At 34.2% G+C, this 24,709-nt stretch carries 23 protein-coding genes and 1 pseudogene; 18 read left to right on the top strand and 6 right to left on the bottom strand.

The genetic code is table 11. The annotated features are described in order from the left end of the window. Positions 1–88 precede the first annotated feature (88 nt). Positions 89–1,165, bottom strand: a complete 1,077-nt coding sequence (locus tag CJ229_RS03470) for an IS30 family transposase (RefSeq protein WP_068128648.1) — start codon at positions 1,163–1,165, stop codon at positions 89–91. A gap of 450 nt (positions 1,166–1,615) precedes the next feature. Here CJ229_RS03470 and CJ229_RS03465 point away from each other — a divergent pair, with 450 nt between their 5' ends. The 6 genes from CJ229_RS03465 (at position 1,616) to yhaM (ending at position 8,865) form a co-directional block, all read left to right on the top strand. After that, positions 1,616–2,062, top strand: coding sequence for a helix-turn-helix transcriptional regulator (locus CJ229_RS03465; protein WP_040929032.1), 447 nt, complete (start codon positions 1,616–1,618; stop codon positions 2,060–2,062). 49 nt (positions 2,063–2,111) lie between these two features. Further along, the gene (locus tag CJ229_RS03460; RefSeq protein ID WP_070456210.1) at positions 2,112–3,242 is read left to right on the top strand and encodes a DUF445 domain-containing protein; all 1,131 of its coding nucleotides are present in this window, start codon (positions 2,112–2,114) and stop codon (positions 3,240–3,242) included. 74 nt (positions 3,243–3,316) lie between these two features. Next, positions 3,317–3,664, top strand: coding sequence for a YlbF/YmcA family competence regulator (locus tag CJ229_RS03455; RefSeq protein ID WP_040929034.1), 348 nt, complete (start codon positions 3,317–3,319; stop codon positions 3,662–3,664). A 121-nt stretch (positions 3,665–3,785) separates the two neighbouring features. After that, positions 3,786–4,970 (top strand): metallophosphoesterase family protein, encoded by a 1,185-nt coding sequence (locus CJ229_RS03450; RefSeq protein ID WP_068130637.1) that lies wholly within the window; start codon positions 3,786–3,788, stop codon positions 4,968–4,970. Between the two features lie 4 nt (positions 4,971–4,974). Then, positions 4,975–7,920 (top strand): ATP-binding protein, encoded by a 2,946-nt coding sequence (locus CJ229_RS03445; RefSeq protein ID WP_070622956.1) that lies wholly within the window; start codon positions 4,975–4,977, stop codon positions 7,918–7,920. Positions 7,921–7,926: 6 nt separating this feature from the next. Beyond that, positions 7,927–8,865: a 3'-5' exoribonuclease YhaM gene (yhaM, locus tag CJ229_RS03440; protein WP_068130632.1), complete on the top strand. Its 939-nt coding sequence runs from the start codon at positions 7,927–7,929 to the stop codon at positions 8,863–8,865. Positions 8,866–8,916: 51 nt separating this feature from the next. Here the strand turns inward: yhaM and CJ229_RS03435 are convergent, their stop codons facing one another. The 3 genes from CJ229_RS03435 to CJ229_RS03425 all read right to left on the bottom strand — a co-directional run bounded on the left by CJ229_RS03435 (position 8,917) and on the right by CJ229_RS03425 (position 10,797). Further along, a complete protein-coding gene (locus tag CJ229_RS03435) occupies positions 8,917–9,870 on the bottom strand; it encodes a peptidylprolyl isomerase (protein WP_102167444.1) in 954 nt (317 codons plus the stop codon). Positions 9,871–9,952: 82 nt separating this feature from the next. Further along, entirely contained in the window at positions 9,953–10,315 is a 363-nt protein-coding gene (locus CJ229_RS03430; RefSeq protein ID WP_068130626.1) for a YtxH domain-containing protein, read from the bottom strand. A 53-nt stretch (positions 10,316–10,368) separates the two neighbouring features. Then, positions 10,369–10,797, bottom strand: a complete 429-nt coding sequence (locus CJ229_RS03425; RefSeq protein ID WP_102167443.1) for an HIT family protein — start codon at positions 10,795–10,797, stop codon at positions 10,369–10,371. A 92-nt stretch (positions 10,798–10,889) separates the two neighbouring features. On the opposite strand from CJ229_RS03425, the gene CJ229_RS03420 reads away from it, so the two are divergent. The 6 genes and pseudogenes from CJ229_RS03420 to CJ229_RS03395 all read left to right on the top strand — a co-directional run bounded on the left by CJ229_RS03420 (position 10,890) and on the right by CJ229_RS03395 (position 17,271). Beyond that, entirely contained in the window at positions 10,890–11,621 is a 732-nt protein-coding gene (locus tag CJ229_RS03420) for an ABC transporter ATP-binding protein (RefSeq protein WP_102167442.1), read from the top strand. After that, positions 11,611–12,813, top strand: coding sequence for an ABC transporter permease (locus CJ229_RS03415; RefSeq protein WP_102167441.1), 1,203 nt, complete (start codon positions 11,611–11,613; stop codon positions 12,811–12,813). The genes CJ229_RS03420 and CJ229_RS03415 overlap by 11 nt, the downstream gene beginning before the upstream one ends. A gap of 72 nt (positions 12,814–12,885) precedes the next feature. Next, positions 12,886–13,560 (top strand): response regulator transcription factor, encoded by a 675-nt coding sequence (locus tag CJ229_RS03410; protein WP_102167440.1) that lies wholly within the window; start codon positions 12,886–12,888, stop codon positions 13,558–13,560. Then, a pseudogene (locus CJ229_RS03405) lies at positions 13,561–14,463 on the top strand (sensor histidine kinase). Positions 14,464–14,555: 92 nt separating this feature from the next. After that, positions 14,556–15,305 carry an ABC transporter ATP-binding protein gene (locus CJ229_RS03400; RefSeq protein WP_070622933.1) on the top strand — a complete coding sequence of 250 codons (750 nt, stop codon included), beginning with the start codon at positions 14,556–14,558 and terminating at the stop codon, positions 15,303–15,305. Between the two features lies 1 nt (position 15,306). Continuing rightward, positions 15,307–17,271 carry an ABC transporter permease gene (locus tag CJ229_RS03395; protein WP_070622931.1) on the top strand — a complete coding sequence of 655 codons (1,965 nt, stop codon included), beginning with the start codon at positions 15,307–15,309 and terminating at the stop codon, positions 17,269–17,271. 44 nt (positions 17,272–17,315) lie between these two features. Here the strand turns inward: CJ229_RS03395 and CJ229_RS03390 are convergent, their stop codons facing one another. Continuing rightward, positions 17,316–17,843, bottom strand: a complete 528-nt coding sequence (locus CJ229_RS03390) for a hypothetical protein (RefSeq protein ID WP_102167438.1) — start codon at positions 17,841–17,843, stop codon at positions 17,316–17,318. Positions 17,844–18,021: 178 nt separating this feature from the next. Between CJ229_RS03390 and hemE the strand changes: the two genes are divergently transcribed. From hemE to CJ229_RS03360, 6 genes are all read left to right on the top strand, one after another. Beyond that, positions 18,022–19,050, top strand: coding sequence for a uroporphyrinogen decarboxylase (gene hemE, locus CJ229_RS03385; protein ID WP_070456189.1), 1,029 nt, complete (start codon positions 18,022–18,024; stop codon positions 19,048–19,050). 6 nt (positions 19,051–19,056) lie between these two features. After that, entirely contained in the window at positions 19,057–19,971 is a 915-nt protein-coding gene (gene hemH, locus CJ229_RS03380) for a ferrochelatase (protein WP_102167437.1), read from the top strand. A 13-nt stretch (positions 19,972–19,984) separates the two neighbouring features. Further along, a complete protein-coding gene (gene hemG, locus CJ229_RS03375) occupies positions 19,985–21,379 on the top strand; it encodes a protoporphyrinogen oxidase (RefSeq protein WP_102167436.1) in 1,395 nt (464 codons plus the stop codon). Between the two features lie 60 nt (positions 21,380–21,439). After that, complete coding sequence (locus CJ229_RS03370; protein ID WP_102167435.1) at positions 21,440–22,429, top strand: lipoate--protein ligase; 990 nt, start codon at positions 21,440–21,442, stop codon at positions 22,427–22,429. Between the two features lie 86 nt (positions 22,430–22,515). Continuing rightward, positions 22,516–23,964, top strand: a complete 1,449-nt coding sequence (locus CJ229_RS03365) for an APC family permease (RefSeq protein WP_102167434.1) — start codon at positions 22,516–22,518, stop codon at positions 23,962–23,964. Positions 23,965–24,052: 88 nt separating this feature from the next. Further along, a complete protein-coding gene (locus tag CJ229_RS03360) occupies positions 24,053–24,388 on the top strand; it encodes a cupin domain-containing protein (protein ID WP_102167433.1) in 336 nt (111 codons plus the stop codon). A gap of 68 nt (positions 24,389–24,456) precedes the next feature. On the opposite strand, the gene CJ229_RS03355 is transcribed toward CJ229_RS03360, so the two are convergent. Next, positions 24,457–24,663: an IDEAL domain-containing protein gene (locus CJ229_RS03355; RefSeq protein WP_068130587.1), complete on the bottom strand. Its 207-nt coding sequence runs from the start codon at positions 24,661–24,663 to the stop codon at positions 24,457–24,459. Positions 24,664–24,709: the final 46 nt, after the last annotated feature.

The raw sequence follows: 24,709 nt of genomic DNA, 5'->3' as shown, positions 1-24,709 counted from the left end.
AGCGGGATGTGTGGTGGATGTTTGCGTTCAACTTCAAACAACACACAGGGCAAGTCATGCCCATAAGGGCCCCAGGTCAAGCAAAAGATTAAGCAGCCAGTTCTAAATCCAATTGCTTCAACTCTTGCACAAAAGCCTGGTGGGGTGTTTTATAGTCCAGAATTCTTCTTGGATAATCGTTCATCCATTGTTGAATCCGCTGGACCTGGCGGTCGCTTACTTCTTTAAGAGACTGATGTTTCGGCAAGAAACGCCGGATAATCTTATGTTGATTCTCACTCGTTCCACGTTCAAAAGAAGCAAAAGGATGGCAAAAATACACATCGGTTTCTTCAGACAGATGGGATAGGTTGGCGAACTCACTTCCGTTATCCGAAGTGACTGTTTTAAAAATCTGACTGTCCAATCCTTTTAAGGACTGTATAAAGCTCTGCAGAGTTTGGTCTACCGCATCAGCTCTCTGACCCGCAATTTTGAAAATTTTCTCAAAGCGTGTCTTTCGCTCTACGAGCGTCAATAGAACAGGTTCATCGGCATCAATTTTTCCAATGACGGTATCAATTTCCCAATGACCAAATTCTTGGCGATTCTCTACGGATTTTGGCCGTTCTTCGATTGAGGTACCCAAAACTTTTACATTTCGTCGCACTCGACCTTTGGTAGACCGCGGTTTCCGTCCAACCTTTTCGAGTAAGTCGATATTCTTGGTGCGCATGATGCCACTGTCGATCCAATTGTAGAGGGTTGAAGTACTTGGAATGATCGCCGGATCAAACAGGTCCATGGCTTTATTAACCACTGTATCTGGAGACCATTTGTCTTCAAGCATTTTTCGATCCGCCCATTCAGTGAATCGCTCCGTTTCCACCCATTTGGGACGGCGGCCACAGTTCGCACGATTTCGCAGATAAATGTCATGATGCAGCTCTGCGGAGTAGACCTTTTTATAGTAGGTATACGTCTTGCCATTCTGTTTCTGTTGGCTTTTCTGCGTGACAGACGCTGTATTGATGGCATTATTGATGGTTTGTGGACTACGTCCAAGCAAAGACGCAATCTTTCGATTGGATAAATCAAGTGCTTTATACGCTTCAATTTTCTTCATTTCACCGTATGTAAGGTGTTTAGATTTGCGTGATTCTGTGTTATTATCTACATGGGTCATGTGAATTCTCCTTATATTGGTTGGTGGTACATTCAATATAACATGAAATTCACATGGCTTTTTTTATTTTAAGTGGCTAGGTTGATTATAAAATCTTCCTAAAATAAAAAGACGTATTAATTTGAAATTCATTAGAAAATTATATGAATAACATGCGTTTTAATTGCATTTACACTACATTATGTACTAAAATGTGTTTCTACGATGAAATTCATGTATATAGAATTCTCATCAAACGTTGACAGTATTATATTGTATGTCATTTTAAATATTATCCTACCAGTTTCATTCATCGTTGCGAAGATTTACTTTAAGATTTATAAATCGGTTTAAACTTTGTTCAACTAAAAGGTGCGACTGCTAAATGGGATGTTAATATCCTCGAGTCGAATGAGGAAAACACACGTTAACACATAGTTTAACGTATAAATGAAGGGAAGAATTTTAGTTATGGACAAAAAAGCCTTTACTAAGGTCATTCAGGAGAAGTTCAAAATAGTACGAACAGAAGCTGGCTATACTCAAGATTCAATGAGTCAAACAGTCGGTCTTTCTAAAAAGACACTCGTACAAATCGAAAAAGAAAGAATAGTTCCAAACTGGACAACATGTGTTTCAATTTGTGCATTATTCAGAGATAGCGACATTTTAACAAGTACTTTCGGTGGAGACCCACTAGAACTTGCTCAAGTATTATCTCGCGGTAATGCTCACTATCCACAATATAACAAAGAAATGTTATATTGGGAGAAATTAGAAGAAAAAGACGGATGGAGATTAGAGAAAAACAAAATGAACGATCTCTACCGCGTCGTAAATGCTGACAATCAGGCAGAACACGCGTCTTACCTAGAGCGTCAAGCAGTGACATTCTTCAAACAAAAAACTTCAGAATAATATGTCGAACACCTACACTTAGGTGTTCTTTTTTTAAGGAGGTATAAGAATGTCTGTGACGACGATTATAATAACGACAATTGTCGGTGCGTTAATCGGTGGAATAACGAACACGATAGCGATTAAAATGTTATTTCATCCGTATGAAGCAAAACATATATTTGGGAAACGCATCCCACTTACGCCTGGTGTTGTTCCGATGCGTAGAGATGAGGCATCTAAAAAGCTTGGAAATATAATTACAGGCTATTTATTAACACCGGAAGTTTTTGTAGAAAAACTACAAAGTAAAGAATCACAAAAGTTTATGGATTTATTCATCGATCGCCAAATTCAAACGATTGAAGAAGAAAACGTGTCAATCGGTGACGTGTTAAATAAAATATCTCCAAATTTAAAAGAGAAAATATTATCATTTTTATATCAAGAAATTGATTCGAAGATAAAAACGTCGAGTGACGAACTTATGAACAGGTCAATTGAATCGTTGATTCCGCATGACGCAAAAGAGACGATTGACAAAGAAGTCAATAATTTACATCTTGTGATTAACGAAAAAATCATTACTTATTTAACATCCGATAAAGGTTACGAAGATATATATACGATGATTGATGATTTTATCGAAAATAGAGGTAAACTCGAGCGTGCGTTAAAATATGTCGTACCGAAAGACTCCCTTGCAACTCGTGTACAAGGGGAGTTAGTGAAGCTATTAAGTCATGAAGACATGAAATCGATTGAACGAGAATTCATCGTAAGAGAGTATGATAAATTTATAAAAAAATCTCCGAGCGAATATATCTCTAAAATTGATCAAGAAAAAGCGACACATAGTGCAGCGGAAATTTTTAAACGCAAAATGAATTTAGAAGAATTACTCGATAGACCAATCGCTCAGTTAAATGAGACGATGTTTCAAACGTTTAAATCTTCAGGAAAACTACGTTTAAGAGACAACATCACGCATTATCTTGGAAAGTACATTCCAAGTATCGTAAAACATTTAAAATTAGCTGAAGTGATTAAACGTCAAATCGATAGTTTTGACATAAAAACACTCGAATTTTTAGTGTTTGAAGTTGCGAGAAAAGAACTCCAAATGATTATGTTACTCGGATATGTACTTGGAGGAATCGTTGGATTTTTACAAGGTATTCTCGTTCCGTTAATAGTGTAACCGTATCATTTTATTTTATATTAGACGTATGATATTATAATCAATATGAAATTTTAAATACAGAGGAGAATTCCATGGTAAATGTATATGATCAAGCAAATGCGCTTGAAAGTGCATTGAGACAATCTGAAGAATTTAAAGCATTAGAATCTTTTTATAAAGCGGTAAATGAAAATGAAGATTCAAAAAAATTATTCGATGAATTTAGAGAAGTTCAAATGGAACTTCAATTAAAACAAATGCAAGGGGAAGAAATGTTAGATTCTGATATTGAGCGTGCACAGCAAACAGCACAATCAGTAGAAGAAGATGAAAACATTAAACAATTAATGGAAGCGGAGCAAAAATTAAGTATGTTAATCCAAGACTTAAACCGCGTCATTATGAAACCAATCGAAGAACTATACAAAGTGAATGAGTAAATTATAGTAGATTGATTATAGGTTTTTAAACGAATATAATCTCTCAAGAGGCAAGGGTTAGACCCCATGCCTCTTTTGTCGTTTTTTGGTATAATGTATGAAAAGAAAGGTGAGGTGAACGATGGTTAAATTTATCCACGCCGCTGATTTACATCTCGATAGCCCCTTTAAGTCGAGAAGTGAATTGCCGCCACACATTGTTGATCGTTTAATGGAAAGTACATACAACGCAACGAAACGTATGATCGACTATGCAATTAAAGAGAAAGTCGATTTTATCATTATTGCTGGAGATGTATTTGACCAAAAAAACAGAACATTAAAATCAGAAATATTTTTAAAAGAACAATTTCAACGTTTAGAAGATAACGGAATCTTTACGTATATGATTCACGGTAACCATGACCCACTTGATCATAACGTTAAGACGAGTTGGCCAAGTACGGTTCATGTATTTAAAGAAAACATCGAAACATATCAATTGATGAGTAAAGATAACGAGAAAATCTTTTTACACGGATTTAGTTATTTACACGATGAAACATACGAAAATAAAATTGATCATTATCCAGTAAATAATCGAAACGACGGTATTCATATCGGTATATTACACGGAACGTATTCTAAGTCGAATACGAAGAGTAAACGATATACAGAATTTACTTTAGAAGACTTACGTTCGAAACTCTATCATTACTGGGCACTTGGGCATATACATCAGCGTCAAGAACTATCAGATATGCCGCTTATAAATTATGCAGGTAACATTCAAGGGCGTCATATGAATGAAACAGGAGAAAAAGGATTTTATATCGTATCCGGAGACCACGTTCATTTATATAGTACATTTGTCAGTGTTGAAGATATTCAGTTTGAACGCTATGATCTTGAAGTCAATAATATTTACCGTGATGAGTTATATCGTGCAGTCACGGAATATAAAAACAAACTCCGTAAAGAAGGTAGTCGTGTAATCGAATTGACGGTCTATTATGACGGAGAAGAAGACATTAGTGGTAACGACTATTACGAAATACTATCTCTATTACAAGAAGATGAACGAGATGTCGAAGACTTTGTGTGGATTGACCGACTATATATCGAACAAGAAAATGCCGATCAAAACGCACTACTCACGGATATAAAAAATTCATTTAAAGATGACGATGATCTATATAAAACAGCGTTAAACACGTTATATATGGACCCGAAAGTCAATAAATTTTTACCACCAATGGAAGATATCGACAAAGAAAAGCTACTAGAACTTGGTGAAGCACGTTTAAAACTACTCATGAGGAAGTAACAATATGAAAATTAAAGGATTAGATATATACGGTTACGGTAAAATCATCGATAAAAGTTTTAAAATTGAACATGATTTCGTCCAAGTGTTTGGGGAAAACGAAGCGGGTAAATCGACGATGATGTCGTTTATTCACTCGATTTTATTTGGGTTCCCGCGCCGAAACGAAGGCGAACCAAGACGTGAACCGAGACTTGGTAACGCCTATGGTGGGCGACTAATCGTTCAGTTTGTCGATGAAGTTGGACCGGTAACTATTGAACGTATTAAAGGTAATAAGTCAGCTGGAGACGTACGTATTACGATGGCTGACGGTACAGAACGAAGCGAAAATTGGCTAAAAAGAAAATTAAATTATATCGATAAAGAAATGTATCGTTCGATATTCTCGTTTGATGTTCTCGGTCTACAAGATATTAACAAAAACTTAACCGAAAAAGACCTTCAAGATTATTTACTGCGTGCAGGTGCACTCGGTTCTAATAAATATGAAGACATGCTTAACGCAATTAACACTAAGCTTGACGAGCTATATAAACGTAACGGTACAAAACCAGATATTAACGTAAAAATTGATTCGATAAGCAATATGACTGAAAAAATCGCAGAGCTTGAATCGTATGAAGAGACATATGAATCACTCGTGAGTGAAAAGCATAAAATTATCGAAAGTATCGAACGTAAAAGACACTCGGTAAATAGTACTAAACAGCAACTCAAAAATAAGATGAAAGAAATTATGTATCATCCTGAAATTAAAGAGTGGCAAAGTTTAGCAAATAAAATCGATGTCGAACCAGCCTTGTTCCCAGAAAAAGGGATTGAGCGTTATGAAGCGCTTAAAAACCATTTAACGACGGGTCAAAAAGATAAATTACTCCGTCAAGAAAAGCTCGAAGCACTCATCCGAGAAGAGAATAGAGTCGTGTTACCAGAAGAAGACACACTTAATTATTTAGAAAGACTGAGTAAAGAAGAGCCAAATATTAAACATGAACTGCTTGAACTCGAACGTTTACAAAGTGAAGTCGCAACAATCGAAGAAAAAATTCACCGCTCGATGAACGATATCGGTTGGCAAGAAGAGCATTTAGATGTAGATGATTCAAACATCGTGAGAGAAAATGTTCAAAGTTTACTCTCCCGTCACGATGAAATCGAAATGGAAAGCGAATTTTATAATAATTCAATCGCCCAGTTAAAAGATGAAATTAAAGAGACGGATAAAAAACTAGAAAGTTTCTCTGACACTCAAATTTCAAATCAAAGAATACGTGCAAAACTTGAAGTTCAAGACTTAGAACATGAGCTTAAAGAAAAAGAACGCGTCTATCATTTAATTGAAGATAAGTACTTTGAAGAAGAGAAAAAGCGAGAAGCACGTAATAAAACTCAAGGCACAGTTATTATCTCGATGAGTGTCATACTCATGCTAATTGGTCTGTCGTTTATCTTTATAAGTAACCAAAATATATACGGTATTATATTTATCGTCGTTGGGTTATTATCATTACTCTTATTAAAACTCAATAAAACTGAAGAAGAAGACGATCATTTAAAAGATGAATACGAACAAGACCTTGAAAAGCTTAAACAACAAATTAAAGAGAAAAAAGAAGCGCACGATTTAAACTTCGATTATTATGATGCACGTGAGATGATGAACGAAGTCGATCGTCATATGAATAAAAAGTTATCAGATGAAATTAAACTAGAAAGTTTAGAAGAAAAACGTTCGATTTTAGATAGTACAAATGACCAGTTAAAACGAGATCTTGCTCGTGTTAAAGAGAAATTATACGTTAGCGATGAATTAGAAAATGCTCAAATCGTCGATACGATATATACGATTCGTAATATCAAACAAATGAGACGTAACATCGATGAGCTGAATACACGCATCGAAGCAATTGATAGTAATATTACGCAATTTAGTAATTCAGTTAGAGAAGAAGTTTCAAAATACGGTATCGATTTCCACATTAATTCAATTTTCTTTGAAACGAATAAGCTGCTCGAAAAGCTATTAAAAGATAAATCGACATATCATAACTTAAGAGAGCAAATTAACTTATTTGAAAACGAAATCGACGTCATTGATAATCGTAATTACGTTGCAGAAAAAGAAATGAAGGAACTCTTTAATTATGTCGGAGCAGATGATGAGGACGAATATTATTACTACGGCCGAATGTTTACAGAATTTAAAGAGAATGAAGCACGATTCAAAGAGCTCAATAACAAGTTAACAGAAGAAAACTTCGATTTAGAAAGAAGACAGCAATTATCTGAATTCAACACAGCTGATTTAAGAGACGAAGAAACAGCGCTTAATACGATGATCGAAAACTATGAAAATGACATCGACGAAGAGACAACTATGCTTGCAAAAATCGAACAAGACATTAAACATCTTGAAAAAAACGGACAACTTTCAGTACTCCGTCATCAATACGAACTTGAAAAGAATAGTATAGAAACGAGCGCTGTCGATTATATGTCACTGATGTATATTAAGACGTTAATCGAAGCACACATTAAAGCGATCAAAGACAAGCGTCTTCCAATCGTCGTTGAAGAAGCGAGAAAAATCTTTGAATATATTACAAAAGAACGCTATATCGATGTGATGTATGAAGACAACATCATTAAAGTGAAGCATAGTAACGGTCAAATTTTTGATCCTTCTGAAATCTCACAGTCGACAAAAGAACTATTATATATCGCGTTACGCATTAGCTTAATAAAAGCACTTAAAAACTATTATAATTTACCGATTATTATCGATGATGCATTTGTACACTTTGACCAGACACGTACAAGAACAATTTTAGATTACTTTAAAAAGCAATCAGAAGAACATCAAGTGTTATTCTTTACATGTAATTTAGAAAAGAGCATTCCATCGACAAATACAATCGTTTTACAAGATAGTAAAAATAGGAGGTAACAACCGATGAGTAAAATTTCTGCTTTACAACCTGGAGATAGTGTTGAATCGTTTTACTTAGTAAAACGCGCACAAGATGGTGTCACGCAACAGGGTAAGCCATATATGACACTGATTCTAGCAGACAAAACAGGTGAGCTCGATTCAAAATTATGGACTGTTACACCTGAACAAATTAAAGAGTTAAAAGAAGCAGATATGGTAAAAGTTAGAGGAGAAGTTATTAACTACCGTGGGAATAATCAAATGAAAATTTTAGAAATTCGTACGGCAAACGAAAACGATAACGTTTCAATCCATAACTTTTTAAAAGAAGCACCGATCGACGGTGATGATCTGTTCGACAAAATTATGGATTACGCATTAAAAATTACGAGCGCGAATCTTCAGCGCATTACACGTGGATTACTCACGAAATATCGTAAAGAATTCTCAACGTTTCCAGCAGCGATGACAAACCATCACGACTTCGTATCTGGCTTAGCATATCACGTTTATACGATGTTAAGAGTTGGGGAGTCGTTATGTGACATCTACGAAACGCTCGATAGAAATCTGTTATATGCTGGAATCATTTTACATGATATCGGTAAAGTCAAAGAATTATCTGGTGCGGTAAATACGACATATACAGTTGAAGGAAATTTAATTGGACATATCGTTATTGCGACAGAAGAGATTACAAAAATTGCAGACGAACTGAACATTGAAGGCGAAGATATATTGTTACTAAAACATTTAATACTCGCACATCACGGTAAATTAGAGTACGGTTCTCCAAAAACACCGATGATTAAAGAAGCAGAAATTCTGCATATGATTGACAATATCGATGCGAGAATTTTAATGATGGACAAGCACATTCAATCTGTAGAACCGGGCACATTTACACAGCGCGTTTTCCCGTTAGAAGGTAGAATGCTATACAGAAGTGTTGATGAGTAAAATATTGGTTTAAAAAACAGGCTCTATTTTTAAAAATAGAGCCTGTTTTTGTTATTTTTCTTGAATGTCAATCGGTGACATCATTTTATCGACTTGTTCTTTAATATCTTTGTTTTCAAATTTTACGTTGTACTCATCGAGTAATTCTTTGTAGAAGTCCATAATTTTGTTTGGATTTTCTTGGATTTTTTCGTTAATCAATTTAGATTTTGCATCTGCAATTTCAGATTCTGACATATCTTCTGCTTTTTTGTCGAGACGCTTAATGATATGGTAACCGAACTGTGTTTTTACAACGTCAGATACTTCGCCTGGTTTTAATTTGAATAGTGCTTCCTCAAACTCAGGAACCATTTGACCTTTTGTAACGATACCTAATTTACCGTCGTTCTCCGCACTACCAGTGTCGTCAGAATGTTCTTTCGCAAGCTTACTGAAGTCTTCACCATCGTTAACTTTTTTTAGAAGGTCTTCTGCTTCTTTTTTAGCTTCTTCGTCCGTTTTACCGTCTTCAGCTTCTTCATCGACTTTAATTAAAATATGTTGTGCGTCATATGCACCGTTAATCGCATCTTCATCAGAAATTTCTAGCTTTTCACTAAAGAATTTGTTGTGTAGAATGTTTGCGATTTTATTTTGCTTATAACCTTCAACCGTTAAACCGGGTTGGCTTTGAGCGAGTAGTTGTTTGAACTGATCTTCGCCACCATAACCTTCAATCTCTTTGTCGACATCTGCTTTAATTTTATCGATATCAACTTCATCTTTATATTTATCTTCGATTATTTTGTTTAATGCGAGTTCAAACGTTTGTGATGCGACTTCTTCCATACCGAATGAATTTAAAACGTCGTCCACTGTCACGTTTCCGGCGTCACTCTTTACGAGTGTTTCACCAAATTTTGTTTCTTTGTTATCGCTTTTTGATGCGTTATTGTCATCATTTGCACATGCAGATAAAATGAGTGCTGCAGATAACGTTGTTGTTGTGAGTAGTTTTTTCATCTTTTAAAACTCCTTTAAATTTTAGCTTTCACTAATATAACATAACATAAGCGGTGATGCATTTAATACATCACCGCCCATATTATTTGTTATTTGGTTTATCGAAAGCGTGCTGAAGGTCTTCCGCTGTGTTTTGAAGTGTTGCGACGTCGTCTTTTAAATGATCGATATTTGGTTCAATATCTGATTTAAAGTTATCGACTAAGTCTTTCACTTCGTCAGTTAGTTCTTTAATGTTAGACGCTTCATGCTTTGCACGAAGTACAGATTGTTTAATGTTATTAATTTCTTCTTTAACTTGGCTTGCTGACGCACTCACTGTTCCAGAATTAGATTTTAAAGAAGCTGTGAGTTCACGTCCTGATTGAGGCGCATTTAGTACTGATAAAGAAACGCCACCTACAACACCAACGACAAAACCAACTGCAAAATTTCTAATACCCATTTATGTCACTTCCTTACGTATCATACATATTTCTTACCCGAAACGAATGTTTATTATGCATCGAGTTTAGATTTAATTGCTTCAGCGAACTGTTCACGTTCTTCTTTTGTAAACTCAATGTCTTCCCATTTGTAACCAAAACCGTCATGTTCGTCTTTATATCTCGGTAAAATGTGGAAGTGAATGTGGAATACAGATTGTCCAGCAAATTCACCGTTGTTTTGTATGACATTTAAACCTTCAGGGTTAAACGTATCATGTACTGCTTTTGATACGTTACGAATGACTTTCATATAATCGTTTGCTGTTTCGTCGTCTAAATCAAAAATGTTTTCGATACGTTTTTTTGGAACGACGAGCGTATGACCTTTAACGACAGGAAACGCATCTAAAAATGCGATGAATTTATCATCTTCATAAATAATGTTTGCATCGATATCTCGGTCGATGATCATTTCAAATACTGTTTTGTTCTCACTCATTAGTGTTCCCTCCATAATAAGTTATGATATAGTTTACTTAAGATTATTATATACTTATATACACGAATAACAAATTGAAAGCGAGTTTCAATATGAACATTTTAGAATTACAAAACGTTACTGGTGGTTACGGTAAAACACCAATTATTCACGATATATCTTTTTCTTTAAAAGAAGGGGAGATTGTCGGCTTAATCGGTTTAAATGGTGCTGGTAAAAGTACGACAATTAAACATATATTAGGACTTTTATCCCCACATAGTGGAGAGATAAAAGTATTAGATAAAAATATCCGAGACGAAAATATGCGTAAACATTTAACGTATATTCCTGAGACACCAATTTTATATGAAGAATTGACGCTAAGAGAGCACATTCATATGACAGCAATGGCATACGGTTTAATTGAAGACGAGGCGATGACAAGAGCAAAGCCACTACTCAAACTGTTTCGTTTAGAAAATGAACTCGATAAGTTTCCGGCACATTTTTCTAAAGGGATGAAACAAAAAGTGATGCTAATTTGTGCATTCGTTGTTGAACCTGAATTGTTTATAATAGACGAACCGTTTCTAGGACTCGACCCGTTAGGTATCGAAGGTTTAATTGAGTTGATGATATCTATGCGAAATAAAGGTAAATCGATTTTAATGAGTACGCACATTTTAGCTACTGCTGAAAGATATTGTGATAGATATATTATTATTCATCACGGTAAAAAAATCGCAGACGGTACGATCGATTCTCTAAGAGAAGAGACAGGCATTAATGGTACGTTAGATGATATTTATTTACATTTAACAGGTGACAGCAATGTGGACTGATTTATTTAAAACACGGATGGATAAAGACATATCTAAACGTATGTATTATATGAAGTTTATTTTTAACAGTCACTTTTTAATCTTTTTAACGATCGCGCTCGGTGCGTTTTTCTATTCGTTATTTGAGTTACGTGACGTGCTACATAACAATATATACGTCGATATGTTAGTCGCTGTACTCGTAGCGTTATCGATTACACCGACGTATCGCAGTTTGTTAAAAGAAGCGGACCTTATCTTTTTAGTACCTGTAGAAGATGAATTAAATGGATATTTTAAAGAAGCAGAGCGATACTCGTTAGCGCTCAGTTATATATTCCCAGTCGTTATGGTGATATTAACGTTTATGCTCGTTTTAATTAACCATACGCTAATTGAATTTGCGATATTTTCAGTCGCAGTAATCGTGACAGTATATTTAACGTTTAAAATAAAAGTTGAAACGATTCACACGTTACTGAACACTCAACTTGTTATGTATGTTTTAATCGTTTTTAACGCGATATTATTATATTTAACGTTAGTTAACATATACTTTGTCGCACTAATCCCGCTCGTATTAAGTATCGTTTTACTTATTACTCGAAAAAAACGAATCTTAAAAGTGAATTGGACGAGATTAGTAGATTACGAAACACATGAAATTAACCGTTTTAATACGATTATTTCGATGTTTGCGAACGTAAAAAATGCAGATAAAAAATTCAAGCGTCGCAAATATTTAGACGTATTCATGAGAAAACAAAACGTAAAGCATTTCGATCAAAATCATATGTATGATTATATGTTTCATCGTAGCTTTTTAAGAGACTTTGATTTGCCGATGATTATTTTAAGGTTAATGCTTTTATTTACAATTTTCATCGTCTGGATGTCAAACATATATGTGACTGTTATATTTTCATTGTTTGTACTATACATTATCATTTTACAGCTCACACAAATTTACCAGTCACAAGCGTATTTACTATGGCCGAAAATATGGCCAGTACGACGTAGTAATATCCAAAAATCTTATATACGCTACTCACATAAAGTAATTTTTATCATATCGATCATATTTGTGATTATATTTGTCATCATGCACAATAAAGAGTTTTATATCGGCCTAATCTTCCCAATCTTTGGTTACGTATTAAATCAACTATTATCTAAAAACGTATATAAAAAAGAACGCGCACTGAGTGATTAATTGACCAGTGATTAAGCTTCTGGCATGCATCTATTATTCTACCGAGTTATCTAATTGAAATTGAGGTATTTAATGAAAATATTTATTATAGAAGATGATGTGACAATCAGAGAGAGTTTTAAAATTGAATTAGAAAAATGGGATTTTACGGTTACGATTGCTGAAGAGTTCAACACAATTGATCAGCAAGTAAAAGACGAGGAACCTCATATTATACTTCTTGACATCAATTTACCTTCTTATAATGGCTATTATTGGTGTCAAGAGATTCGTAAATTTTCAACGGTTCCTATAGTATTTATAAGCTCTAGACATGAAAGTATGGATCAAGTTATGGCGATGCAAATGGGTGGAGATGATTTTATAGAAAAGCCATTTAATATGAATGTTGCCATAAGTAAAATTCAAGCGCTACTCAGACGAACATATGAATTCAAAAAGGATTTAAATGTACTAAATAAGGGTGAGTATAGTCTTTCGCTCGATACGATGACGTTTACATATCGAGATCAATCGATAGAATGTACACATACTGAATATTTAATTATACAGTTATTACTTCAAAACTTTACTCATTTTGTGAGTCGAAATACTCTCATAGAAAGATGCTGGGAATCTTCACATTTTATAGATGATAATACCCTTGCAGTTAACATAGCTCGGCTTAGAAAGAAACTGAAAAAAATTGGACTAGACGGTTCGATTGAAACTAAAAAGAATTATGGCTATCGATTAAAGGATGTATAAATGAAGCGATATCTATCAAGTAAGAAAAACGAAGTAATTATCATTGCTTTTATATCACTATTATTTTTAATTGTATTCTATCTGTTTGATTTTACATTTCGAGCATATGTACTAAGCATTGCGATTATATTTACAGTATATGTGATTTACTTTATCACTCAATTTTTCACTTTTATAGATGAAGAAAATAAATCTGAACAGATAGAGAGACTAAAAACCCAAATTCAGCAACAAAAAAATAAAGAATATAATTACCGAGAAGAACTCGAATCCTATTTTCTGTTATGGGTTCACCAAATCAAAATACCAATTACTGCTTCAAAGCTTTTGCTTGAACGAAAAGATGATAATCAAAATGATCGACTGAAACAAGAAATCTTTCAAATTGATAACTATACGAATCTAGCATTAAATTATTTAAAAATCATGAATGATTCAACAGACATGTCATTTAAAGAAACAGATTTAGATTCAATTATTCAGCAAGTGATTAAAAGGTACGCCATTATTTTTATACATAATGGTACGAAATTACATTATGATAAAATTGAAGCAGTTGTTCTGACAGATCCCAAGTGGACGGCAATTATGATAGAACAAATTCTAAATAATGCACTAAAATATGCAAAGGGTAAAGATATATATATTTATTTTGATGATTGAACAGAAGAACTCGTAATTAGAGATACAGGTATTGGAATTTCAGAGTCGGATTTACCTAAAATATTTGATAAAGGATATTCAGGATTCAATGGTATGTTCGATGAAAAATCTAGTGGTGTTGGCCTATACATTGTTCAGAGTATAGCACATCGTTTGAATCAAAATGTTTCCGTTGACTCTAAGATAAATGAGTTTACGACTTTTAAAATTAAATTTAAGAAATCAATAACCTTACAATAATGTAAGATTACCAAGTATGTTTGTAAGAATATATAAATGTACTTGGTTTTTTTGTGTTTTATACTTGATCTAAATCAATAAGAGGTGAAGATATGTTACTTGAAGTTAAAAATTTATCAAAAGAATTTGGTCGTGGAAATAATAAGGTGACGGCATTAAAGCAAATGAACTTTTCTATACAAGAAGGTGAGTTTGTTGCAATAATGGGAGAGTCTGGTTCTGGAAAATCTACTTTATTAAATATAATTGCAACATTCGACACACCGACAGATGGAACAGTTTTAATTGATGGTCAAGACTTATCATTATTAAAAAATAAAGATGTTGCTCAGTTCCGTCGTGATCAGCTTGGGTTTGTATTCCAAGATTTTAATGTCCTTCATACAATGACTAATAAAGATAATATTTTAATGCCACTCGTATTGTCTGATGTGAAACCGAGTGCTATGAAAGAAAAATTAATGCCACTCGTGAAATCACTAAACATTGAGTCTCATATCGATAAATTTCCATATGAGATTTCTGGGGGACAACAACAAAGAGTCGCAATCGCACGTGCACTGATCACTGATCCAAAAATATTACTCGCTGATGAGCCTACAGGTGCATTAGACTCGAAGACATCAAAAGAAATAATGGAATTATTTCAAAAAGTTAATGAAGATCAACATACTATTTTACTTGTCACACATTCAGTAACTGATGCTGCCTATGCAAAACGCGTATTATTCATAAAAGATGGTAAAGTCTATCATGAAATTTATAAAGGTGACAATTCAAACCAAGAGTTTCAAAAGAGAATATCAGAAAGCCTTACAATGCTAAGCGAAAGTGGTGAGTAAGATGACATTTAAACTCATTAGTAAACTCGTTGTTAGAAATTTTAAAGCATTAAGAGAAATTATTATACCGTTTGTCATTGCAGTATCTGTAATGTTTGGACTGGAGTATATATTTTTATCTTTAATTTTTAATGATTACTTAAACGAACGCAGTAGCGATCTTATTGAAATAATGATTTATGCCAATGTTCTTGTCGGTATGCTCGTTTTAATATTCGTGATTTACGCTTATAATTTTGTGATTAAACGTCGGAAAAAAGAATTTGCAATTAATATGGTACTCGGTATGGAAAAGAAACATATCCGATTAATCATTTTCTATGAATTAGTTGTAGAATTTATTATAGTGTCATTTTTAAGTATTGTTTTAGGTTATCTATTTGGAAATTTAATATTTTTAACTTTAAATAAACTTGTTCAAAATACAGGCGTATCTATTATGGATTATCCTTTTAGTATTGAAGTGAGTATTATTTTAACTGTATTTATTTTCTTTATCTTCGTAATGTTATTTATTATTAGTAACATTCATATTACTAGACAAAGTCCTATTCAGTTGATGAAGACAGATAAAGCAGGAGAAAAGAAAACTTCAAAATTAGTGATCACAATCCTATCTATACTTGGAACATCATCACTTGCATATGGATATTACTTAGCATTAACAACAACCGGTGTCATAGAGTCGATATTTATCATTCTAATCGCCGCAGTATTTGTCCTAATTGGTACGTATTTTATATTCATGTCCGTGACGTTTATCGCTTTAAACATATTAAAGAGCAGTGAAATGTATTATAAAAAGAAACATTTCTTTACAATATCAGGACTTAATTCACGTTTAAAATCACATGTTGTTGGATTAGCAAGTATTACAATGATCTTAACATTATTAATCGTTACCCTCGGACTAAGTTTGACGACTTACCGTGGAATTCAAACACAAATTGAACATATTCAAAAATACGATTATGAAATAAGTCTTTCTGTAAACGATGAAAACGAGTTTCCTGAAATGCAAGAGTTATATGATAATTTGAAACTGAATGACGATGTAGAGTCTTTAAAAATGAGAAAGTTTATAGAGTTACCAGTTATAGATCGTGATGGTGTTATTGAAAACTTTAAACATTTAAAAAATCCAACTAAAACAACTATGATGTATATGTTTCTACAAACAGTCGACAGTCATAATGAATATCATGATACAAATTTAACTTTAGATGACAATGAAATTTTAGTCAGTAGTAATATGAAACGTTATAATGAGGATTCTAAACTTAACTTTTTAAATAATAATGCGTTAAATGTTAGGTTTGTGGATGATAATTTAATTCAGTCACGAATTGGAATTGATGCATTATATGTGGTCGTACCGAATGAGGAATTATATAAAGAGTTTCAGGCATTCTATAATGAAGAAAATGGTGAAATGGCAGAAGTAAAAGCGATTGTATTTAATGCAAAAAATCATGAAGCAAAAGATAGACTAGATGAAACTGTTCAATCGTATAAAGAGACTACTGGTCTGCCGATTGATAGTAAAGAAGAAATTAAAAAAATGATATACTATTTAAACGGTGGTCTCGTTTTTATCGGAGTAGTTGTATCAATTACATTACTTGCAGGTCTGTTTTTAATTATGTATTACAAACAAATTTCTGAAGGTTATGCGGATAAAGATAACTATCAAATTATGCAAAAACTTGGGTTATCATTTTCACTCATTAAATTGACAATTCGTAGACAAATACTTGTAATTTTTGGGCTACCTATTATAACCGCAGTGATTCATACATTGTTTGCGTCGAAAATAGTGTATAAAGTCCTCGGGTTACTTGGAATTAACGATATATCATTATTTGTTACGAGCTATGCTAGTGTAATTGTTGCTATGATGGTTGTATATATCGTTATGTATATGATTACATCACGAACATATATTAAAATAGTTGGTGAAAAATAAAAGAACGCGCACTGAGTGATTAATCTCAGCGCGCGTTTTTATGTTTAAAATTCGTCTTCTTCGTCTTGTTCTACTTCTTTAACAGTAAAGTAGAGTTGTGACGTTGCAAAGTCTTGGAACATACTTTCTTCGTTTTGGAATTTTTTAAGCACGTCTTGTGTTAAGTAATTCTTAAATGTGTCTGTCTCTTTAAAGTCGTGGTATGCATCGATACTTGTAAATGTGACAATAACTAAATAGCTATCTTGATCGAGCTTACGTGCGATACGATAAGATTTAACACCTTTTACGTTGTCTAACTCAGATCTAAAATCACTTAAGTGTGAAATGATCGTCGATTTACCTAAACCATATGCAGGAATGTGTACTGCGTATGTTGGATGATCTTCACTTAAATCACCTTTAGAGTCGACAATCTCATATGATTGTTCTGTTTCAAATTCAGATTTTGCTTCATTATCTTCGTAATATAAAATACCAGTGTTCGGATTTGCTTGTAGATGTGCATTTGGATATTTTTCTTTTAAACTTTCTAAATAGTCTACTGTTCCGTTTGTTTTGTGGAAATACATATTGATTACCTCTCATTCTTTCTAAGTTGTTATTCATATTATATTATATATAGCCATAATCGAAAAGTTGTTAAACATTTAGGAAATTTTTAAATATGACAATTCATTCACATTTCACGAAAACTTCATATATCATGTTACAATATTGTCGATACAAAAGTAATTAGGGGGAAAATCATTGTTTAATGATACGATTTTAAGAGCAGCTCGAGGGGAGAAAACAGATTACACACCTGTTTGGTTTATGCGTCAAGTTGGACGTTCACAACCAGAGTACAATAAGATTAAAGAACAATACGGTGGGTTAATCGAAATTACGAAGGATCCAGAAATTACAGCTTATTTAACAGCAACGCCTGTTGAAAACTACAATGTAGATGCTGCGATTCTTTACAAAGACATTATTACACCACTTGCACCGATTGGTATCGATGTAGATATCGTGAAAGGTGTAGGGCCTGTTATCGATAATCCGATTCGACGTATTGAAGACGTCGAAGCACTGGGTGAACTTGATCCAACAAAAGATTTAGATTACACAGTAAAAGCAATCGACATTTTAGTCAATGAAAAATTAAACGTTCCGTTAATTGGATTTTGTGGAGCGCCGTTCACTGTCGCAAGCTACATGATTGAAGGCGGACCGACAAGAAGATACCACAAGACAAAATCGTTAATGTATAACGATGAAAAAACATGGTTTGCATTAATGGAAAAATTAACAGATATGAGTATCGTTTATTTAAAAGCACAAGTAGATGCGGGTGCTAAAATGATTCAAATCTTTGACTCATGGGCAGGTGCATTAAACAAAGAAGATTATGAGTACTATTTAGGAAACTCTATGCGTCGTTTAATTAGTGAAACGAAAAAATTAGGTGTACCAGTCACAATTTTTGGAATTGGTGCAAGCCACTTATTAAAAGAGTGGGATACGTTAGGTAGTGACGTAATTGGTCTCGACTGGAGAACGTCGATTAAAGAAGCAAGAGAAATGGGAATTAATAAGTCATTACAAGGAAACTTAGACCCAGCAATTCTACTTGCAGAATGGGACGTTATTGAAAAGTATGCATCTCAAATTTTAGAGCAAGGTCAAAACAAAGGTCATATTTTCAACTTAGGGCACGGGGTATTCCCTGAAGTAAATCCAGATACGTTAAAACGATTAACAGAATTCGTTCACAATTATTCGAAAGGATTGTAATTTAACATGGCAAAAAAAGCATTACTCGTAATGGCGTACGGAACGCCGTATCAAGAATCAGATATCGAACCGTATTACACACATATACGTCACGGACGTCCACCTTCGGAAGAAGCATTAGAAGATTTAAAAATGCGTTATAAAGCAATCGGTGGTGTATCTCCATTAAAAGATACAACAAAACGTCAAGCGCTCGCATTAGTTGAAGAAATGAATAAGCGTAGTGACGATGAGTATGAGTTATTTATCGGATTAAAACACATCACACCGTTTATCGAAGAAGCGGTTGAAGACATTAATAAAGCGGGCATTAAAGAAATTGAAACTGTCGTACTTGCACCGCATTATTCAGCGTTTTCTGTAGAAACTTATAACAAACGTGCAAAAGAAGAAGCAGAAAAGTACGGTATTTCAGTAAAATCAGTCGATGATTTTTATCGTCAAGAGCCGTTCATTGATTACTGGGTAGAACAAGTTGAAGAAACGATGAAAACTATTCCAGAAGATGAGCACGATAAAACAGCAATTATTGTAAGTGCACATAGTTTACCTGAAAAAATGATCGTTGAAAATAACGATCCATATCCAAAACAATTAGAAGAGACGATGGAGCTCATTCGTGAGCGTGCGAATTTCGGTCATTATTTCACAGGATGGCAGTCTGAAGGAAACACGCCAGATCCTTGGTTAGGGCCTGACGTTCAAGATTTAACACAAGACTTATACGATGAACATCAATTTAAACACTTCGTTTACTTACCATTAGGTTTTGTATGTGAACATTTAGAAGTGTTATACGATAACGACTACGAATGTAAAGTAGTTACGGACCGCAACAACGCAGTGTACCACCGTCCACCAATGCCGAACACGGACCAACGATTCATCGACGCAATGGCAAACGAAATCGAAAAGCTATAAAGAGGTGAGTCACGTGAAAAAAGTATGTATTGTCGGAGGCGGGGTTACAGGATTATCTACTGCATACTATTTAACTAAAAATGGTATTGCTGTCGATTTATACGAAGCGAGTGAGAGAATCGGCGGTAAAATTAAAACGTACCGTAAAAATGGATTTGTCATCGAGCAAGGTGCAGAATCTTATATTAGTCGTAAACCTGATCTGACAGATCTCGCAGTAGAAATTGGTATGAAAGATGACCTCGTTCGAAATTTAACAGGGCGATCATTCATATATGCGAACGGTTCACTTAGTCCAGTTCCACAAAACACGATATTAGGTGTGCCGACGACTAAAGAAGCAATTCAAGATACAGAACTCTTATCTGTCAGAGGAAAAGCACGTGCGTTACTCGATAATCAAATTCCAGTCGTTGAAATGCATGGGGATATATCAGCCGGTGAATTCTTTAAAAAGCGTCTCGGTGAAGAAGTCGCGACAAATATGATCGAGCCGCTTCTCGGCGGTGTTTATAGTACAGCTTTAGACGAGATGAGTTTAATGGCGACGTATCCATTCTTTAAAGAAGAAGAAGAACGTTACGGTAGCCTCATAAAAGGAATGTACGAACGCAAAAAACGCAGTCAAAATACTGCAGTTAAAGTATCACAAGATAAAAAACAAGGGATGTTTTATCAATTTAAAAATGGACTGGAGTCTTTTATCGACCGTTTAAAAGAAGTTATCGAATCTCAAGGTGGTCATATTTATTTAAATACATCAGTTGAAAAAATTGAAAAACACGATGATCACTATGAAGTTACTGTTAGTAATAGTAAAAAAGAATATAGTGATGTCGTCGTTGCGACGATGCATTTTGCATATAAAGATTTAATTGACGATCCGATGTTAGAGTACTTTAACCATATGAAGGCGACGACAGTGGCCAATATCGTATTATGCTTTGACGAATCACAAGTCGATAACGCACTCGACGGTACTGGATTTGTAATTAATCGTCAAGAAGATGACATGGCGATGACTGCATGTACGTGGACAAACAAAAAGTGGGCACATTCCGCACCAGAAGGTAAAGCGTTACTTCGTGCTTATATTGGAAAGCCGAACAATGAAAAACTAAATGGTCTCATTAAAAATGGTAAGGACGAAGAAATTTTAGAAGCTGTCAGACGTGACTTAGATAAGATGATGAACATTAAGGGAGAGCCCGAATTCCATATTATTACACGTATGCCTGACGCTGCACCGAACTACTTAGTCGGTCATAAAGAAATGATCGATAAAATTCACGCGTACTTAAAGGAAAATTATAAAGGCCTTTATTTAATCGGCGCACCGCATTATGCAGTTGGATTACCGGACTGTGTAAAAACAGCAAAAGAAACTGCAAATGAGATTATCAATTAAATGTATCAATTAGACTTACTTGCTATAATGGCAGTAAGTCTTTTTTAATGGAGGAAAACAATGAAATTTATATCAAATAAAAATATAGATGACCCAATGATTAACTTAGCGATGGAGGAATACGTCTTAAGAGAGATTCCTACAGATGATTCGTACTTTTTATTTTATGTAAACGGACCATCAATCATCATCGGTAAAAATCAAAATACTGTTGAAGAAATTAATGAAAAATATACACGTGAAAATGGCATTAAAGTCGTACGTAGAGTGAGTGGCGGTGGTGCAGTGTATCACGACAAAAACAATTTAAACTTTAGTTTTGTAACTGAAGATGATGGAAATAGTTTCCACAACTTTAAAAAGTTTACGCAACCAATTGTCGACGTATTAAATGACTTAGGTGTTCCAGCAGAACTTGTCGGTAGAAACGACATTGAAGTGAATGGTAAAAAGATTTCAGGCAATGCGATGGTGTCTATTAAAGGACGTATGTTTAGTCACGGAACGATTATGCTAGATAGCGACCTTGAAGCGGTTCAAAACTCACTAAAAGTAAACCCTAAAAAGATCGAATCAAAAGGTATTAAATCTGTAAGAAGTCGCGTAGGTAACGTGAATGAGTTTTTAGATGAACCATTAGATATCGAACGATTTAAACGACTTATTTTAGAAAAGATATTTGGTAGTGTAGAGGAAATTGAAGAATATGAGTTAACAGATGAAGATTGGGATAAAATCATGACGTTATCTAAAGAGAAGTACCAAACTGATGATTGGAACTTCGGTAAAAATCCACACTACAATTTTGAAGCGAGCCATAAATTTGATGCAGGACTATTAGATGTCCGTTTAGAAGTCCAAAAAGGAATAATAGAACGTGCGGCAATATTTGGAGATTTCTTTGGAATTGGAGAAATTAAAGATATTGAAGAAAAATTAATCGGTGTTAGACACGATTATAAATCGATCGATGAAGCACTTAAAGGTGTTGATATACCGCACTATTTAGGACGTATTACGAGAGAGGAATTTTTAGAACTAATCGTATAAAATATATCGAAAATCGAAATATCCTGTTTATCCTCAAAAATTTAGGGTAAGTAGAATTTATATACTAAATTATTTGAGGGGATATCATGAAAAGACGTAAAGAAAAACGTGAGTCATTCGACAGTACGATGTCGAGGCGTTTTGTATGGGCAATCGCTTACGGTTCATCGATCGGATGGGGTGCGTTCATATTACCAGGTGACTGGTTAAAATCTTCAGGTACGCTCGGTGCCGTTTTAGGGATTATTATCGGTGGATTACTCATGTTAATGATTGCTGTCGGTTATGGTGCGTTAACAGCGAAGTTTCCAGTGTCTGGGGGAGAATTTGCATTTACGTACGTTGGATTCGGAAAGTACTTTAGTTTCATATCATCATGGTTTTTAATTTTCGGATATATATGTGTAGTAGCAGTAAATGCGAGTGCTTTTAGTTTACTATTTAAGTTTATACTTCCGGACTTTTTAGAAGTTGGATATTTATATTCAATTGCAGGCTGGGATGTATATATTACTGAGGTTATTTTATCGACATTTATTTTAATCGTATTTGCGATAATTAGTTTTAAAGGATCAGGACTTTCAGGGAAACTGCAGTTTTACTTTTGTTTATTTATGGCAATCGTTGTGGCGGGATTATTTACTTTATCATTTACACCGTCAACATTTAGCTTTGAAAATGCAGTTCCACTATTTAATGAAGACGTCGGAGTTTTAAGTTCGATTATCGTAATTGTTGCAATTGCACCGTGGATGTATGTCGGCTTTGACAACATCCCGCAAGCAGCAGAAGAATTTAACTTTGAAGCGAATCAGACGTTTAAATTGATTGTATTTGGAATCGTTGCAAGTATTGTTACATACGTGCTTATGATTTTAATTACATCGTGGACGTTCCCGTATACTGAAATGCTTGAGGAATCTAAGTTATGGTTAACAGGAGACGTCATTCATTCAGCGTTTGGTAAAATCGGACTATTCTTCTTAGCGCTGTCGATTTCATTTGGTGTATTTACAGGGTTAAATGGATTTTACTTATCATCATCACGACTCATCTTTGCATTAGGTCGTGCGAAATTTATACCAGAAGCATTTTCAAAACTGCATAGAAAAACAAATACACCGTTAAACGCAATCATATTCGTCATGGTCGTCTGTTTAGCAGCACCTTGGCTTGGACGAACAGCACTCAGCTGGATCGTCGATATGTCATCCGTCGGTGTATCGATAGCATTTTTAGCAACGAGTTTAGTAACAGTAAAATTCTTTAGCGATAAACGCCATAAAAACACACTATATACGGTATTTGGAGTCATCGGAGCAATCATCTCAGCAGTATTCCTGTTGTTATTACTAATTCCAGGATCACCAGCAGCACTCACACTACCGTCATATATCGCATTAGGAATCTGGACAATCCTCGGCGCAGGATTCTTCATGTTCCAGTTTAATAAACTAAAAAGCTTAAAACGAGAAGAACTCGATCACTTGATTTTAGACATGACAAGAGAGGAAATACATTCGAAAGAGATATAGTAGGAAGATTTTTGACCCTTCTAAATATTAGTTATTTAGAAGGGTTTTGTTATGTAATGATATAATATAAATAAAAGCAGGTGAACATATGATTTATAATGAAAAGAATTCTTTAAAGATAGACAATCATTTCGGAGGTAAAGGTACGATTGAAATATTTAAACACGTATCAAAAGGGGATTTAGATACGATTGATATGGTTGCGAATGTTGTACTTCCAAAAGGTAGTTCAATTGGTTATCACTTACATGATAAAGATGCTGAAATTTATAATATCGTTAGAGGAAAAGGATTATTTACTGACGAAAACAAGAAGGAACACATCGTTGGACCAAATGATTGTTGCGTTATTAAAAAAGGGCAGTCTCACGGAATTGAAAATGTTGGAGACGAGGATTTAGAATTTATTGCGATATTATTTTAAATTAAAAAAGCTGATTGAGTTTATGATTAAATCTCGATCAGCTTTTTCATTTGAATACAGTTTTCATATTAATTTTTAACATTTTTTAATAACTCCGTATACTCATTAAACATTTCTTCGTTTTTAGTTAATAGCGCTTCTTCGATTTTTTGTAAATAATGTGCTTCTTTAAAATGATTTAAAGACTCTTCGAGAATAAGATCTGCCGAAAGATCAGTAGCGGCTTGTAAAAACGCACGACGTTGAGCGAGTAGTTTAACTGACTTACTTTCCATTGGTAACGCCTCCAATCAATTGATAATTATTATTATAGTGAGTAGT

This window comes from Nosocomiicoccus massiliensis, assembly GCF_002871345.2.
GTDB classification, from domain to species: Bacteria; Bacillota; Bacilli; order Staphylococcales; family Salinicoccaceae; genus Nosocomiicoccus; species Nosocomiicoccus ampullae_A.
Note: the sequence above shows the minus strand (reverse complement) of the source record. Positions and strands in the feature narration are given on the sequence as shown.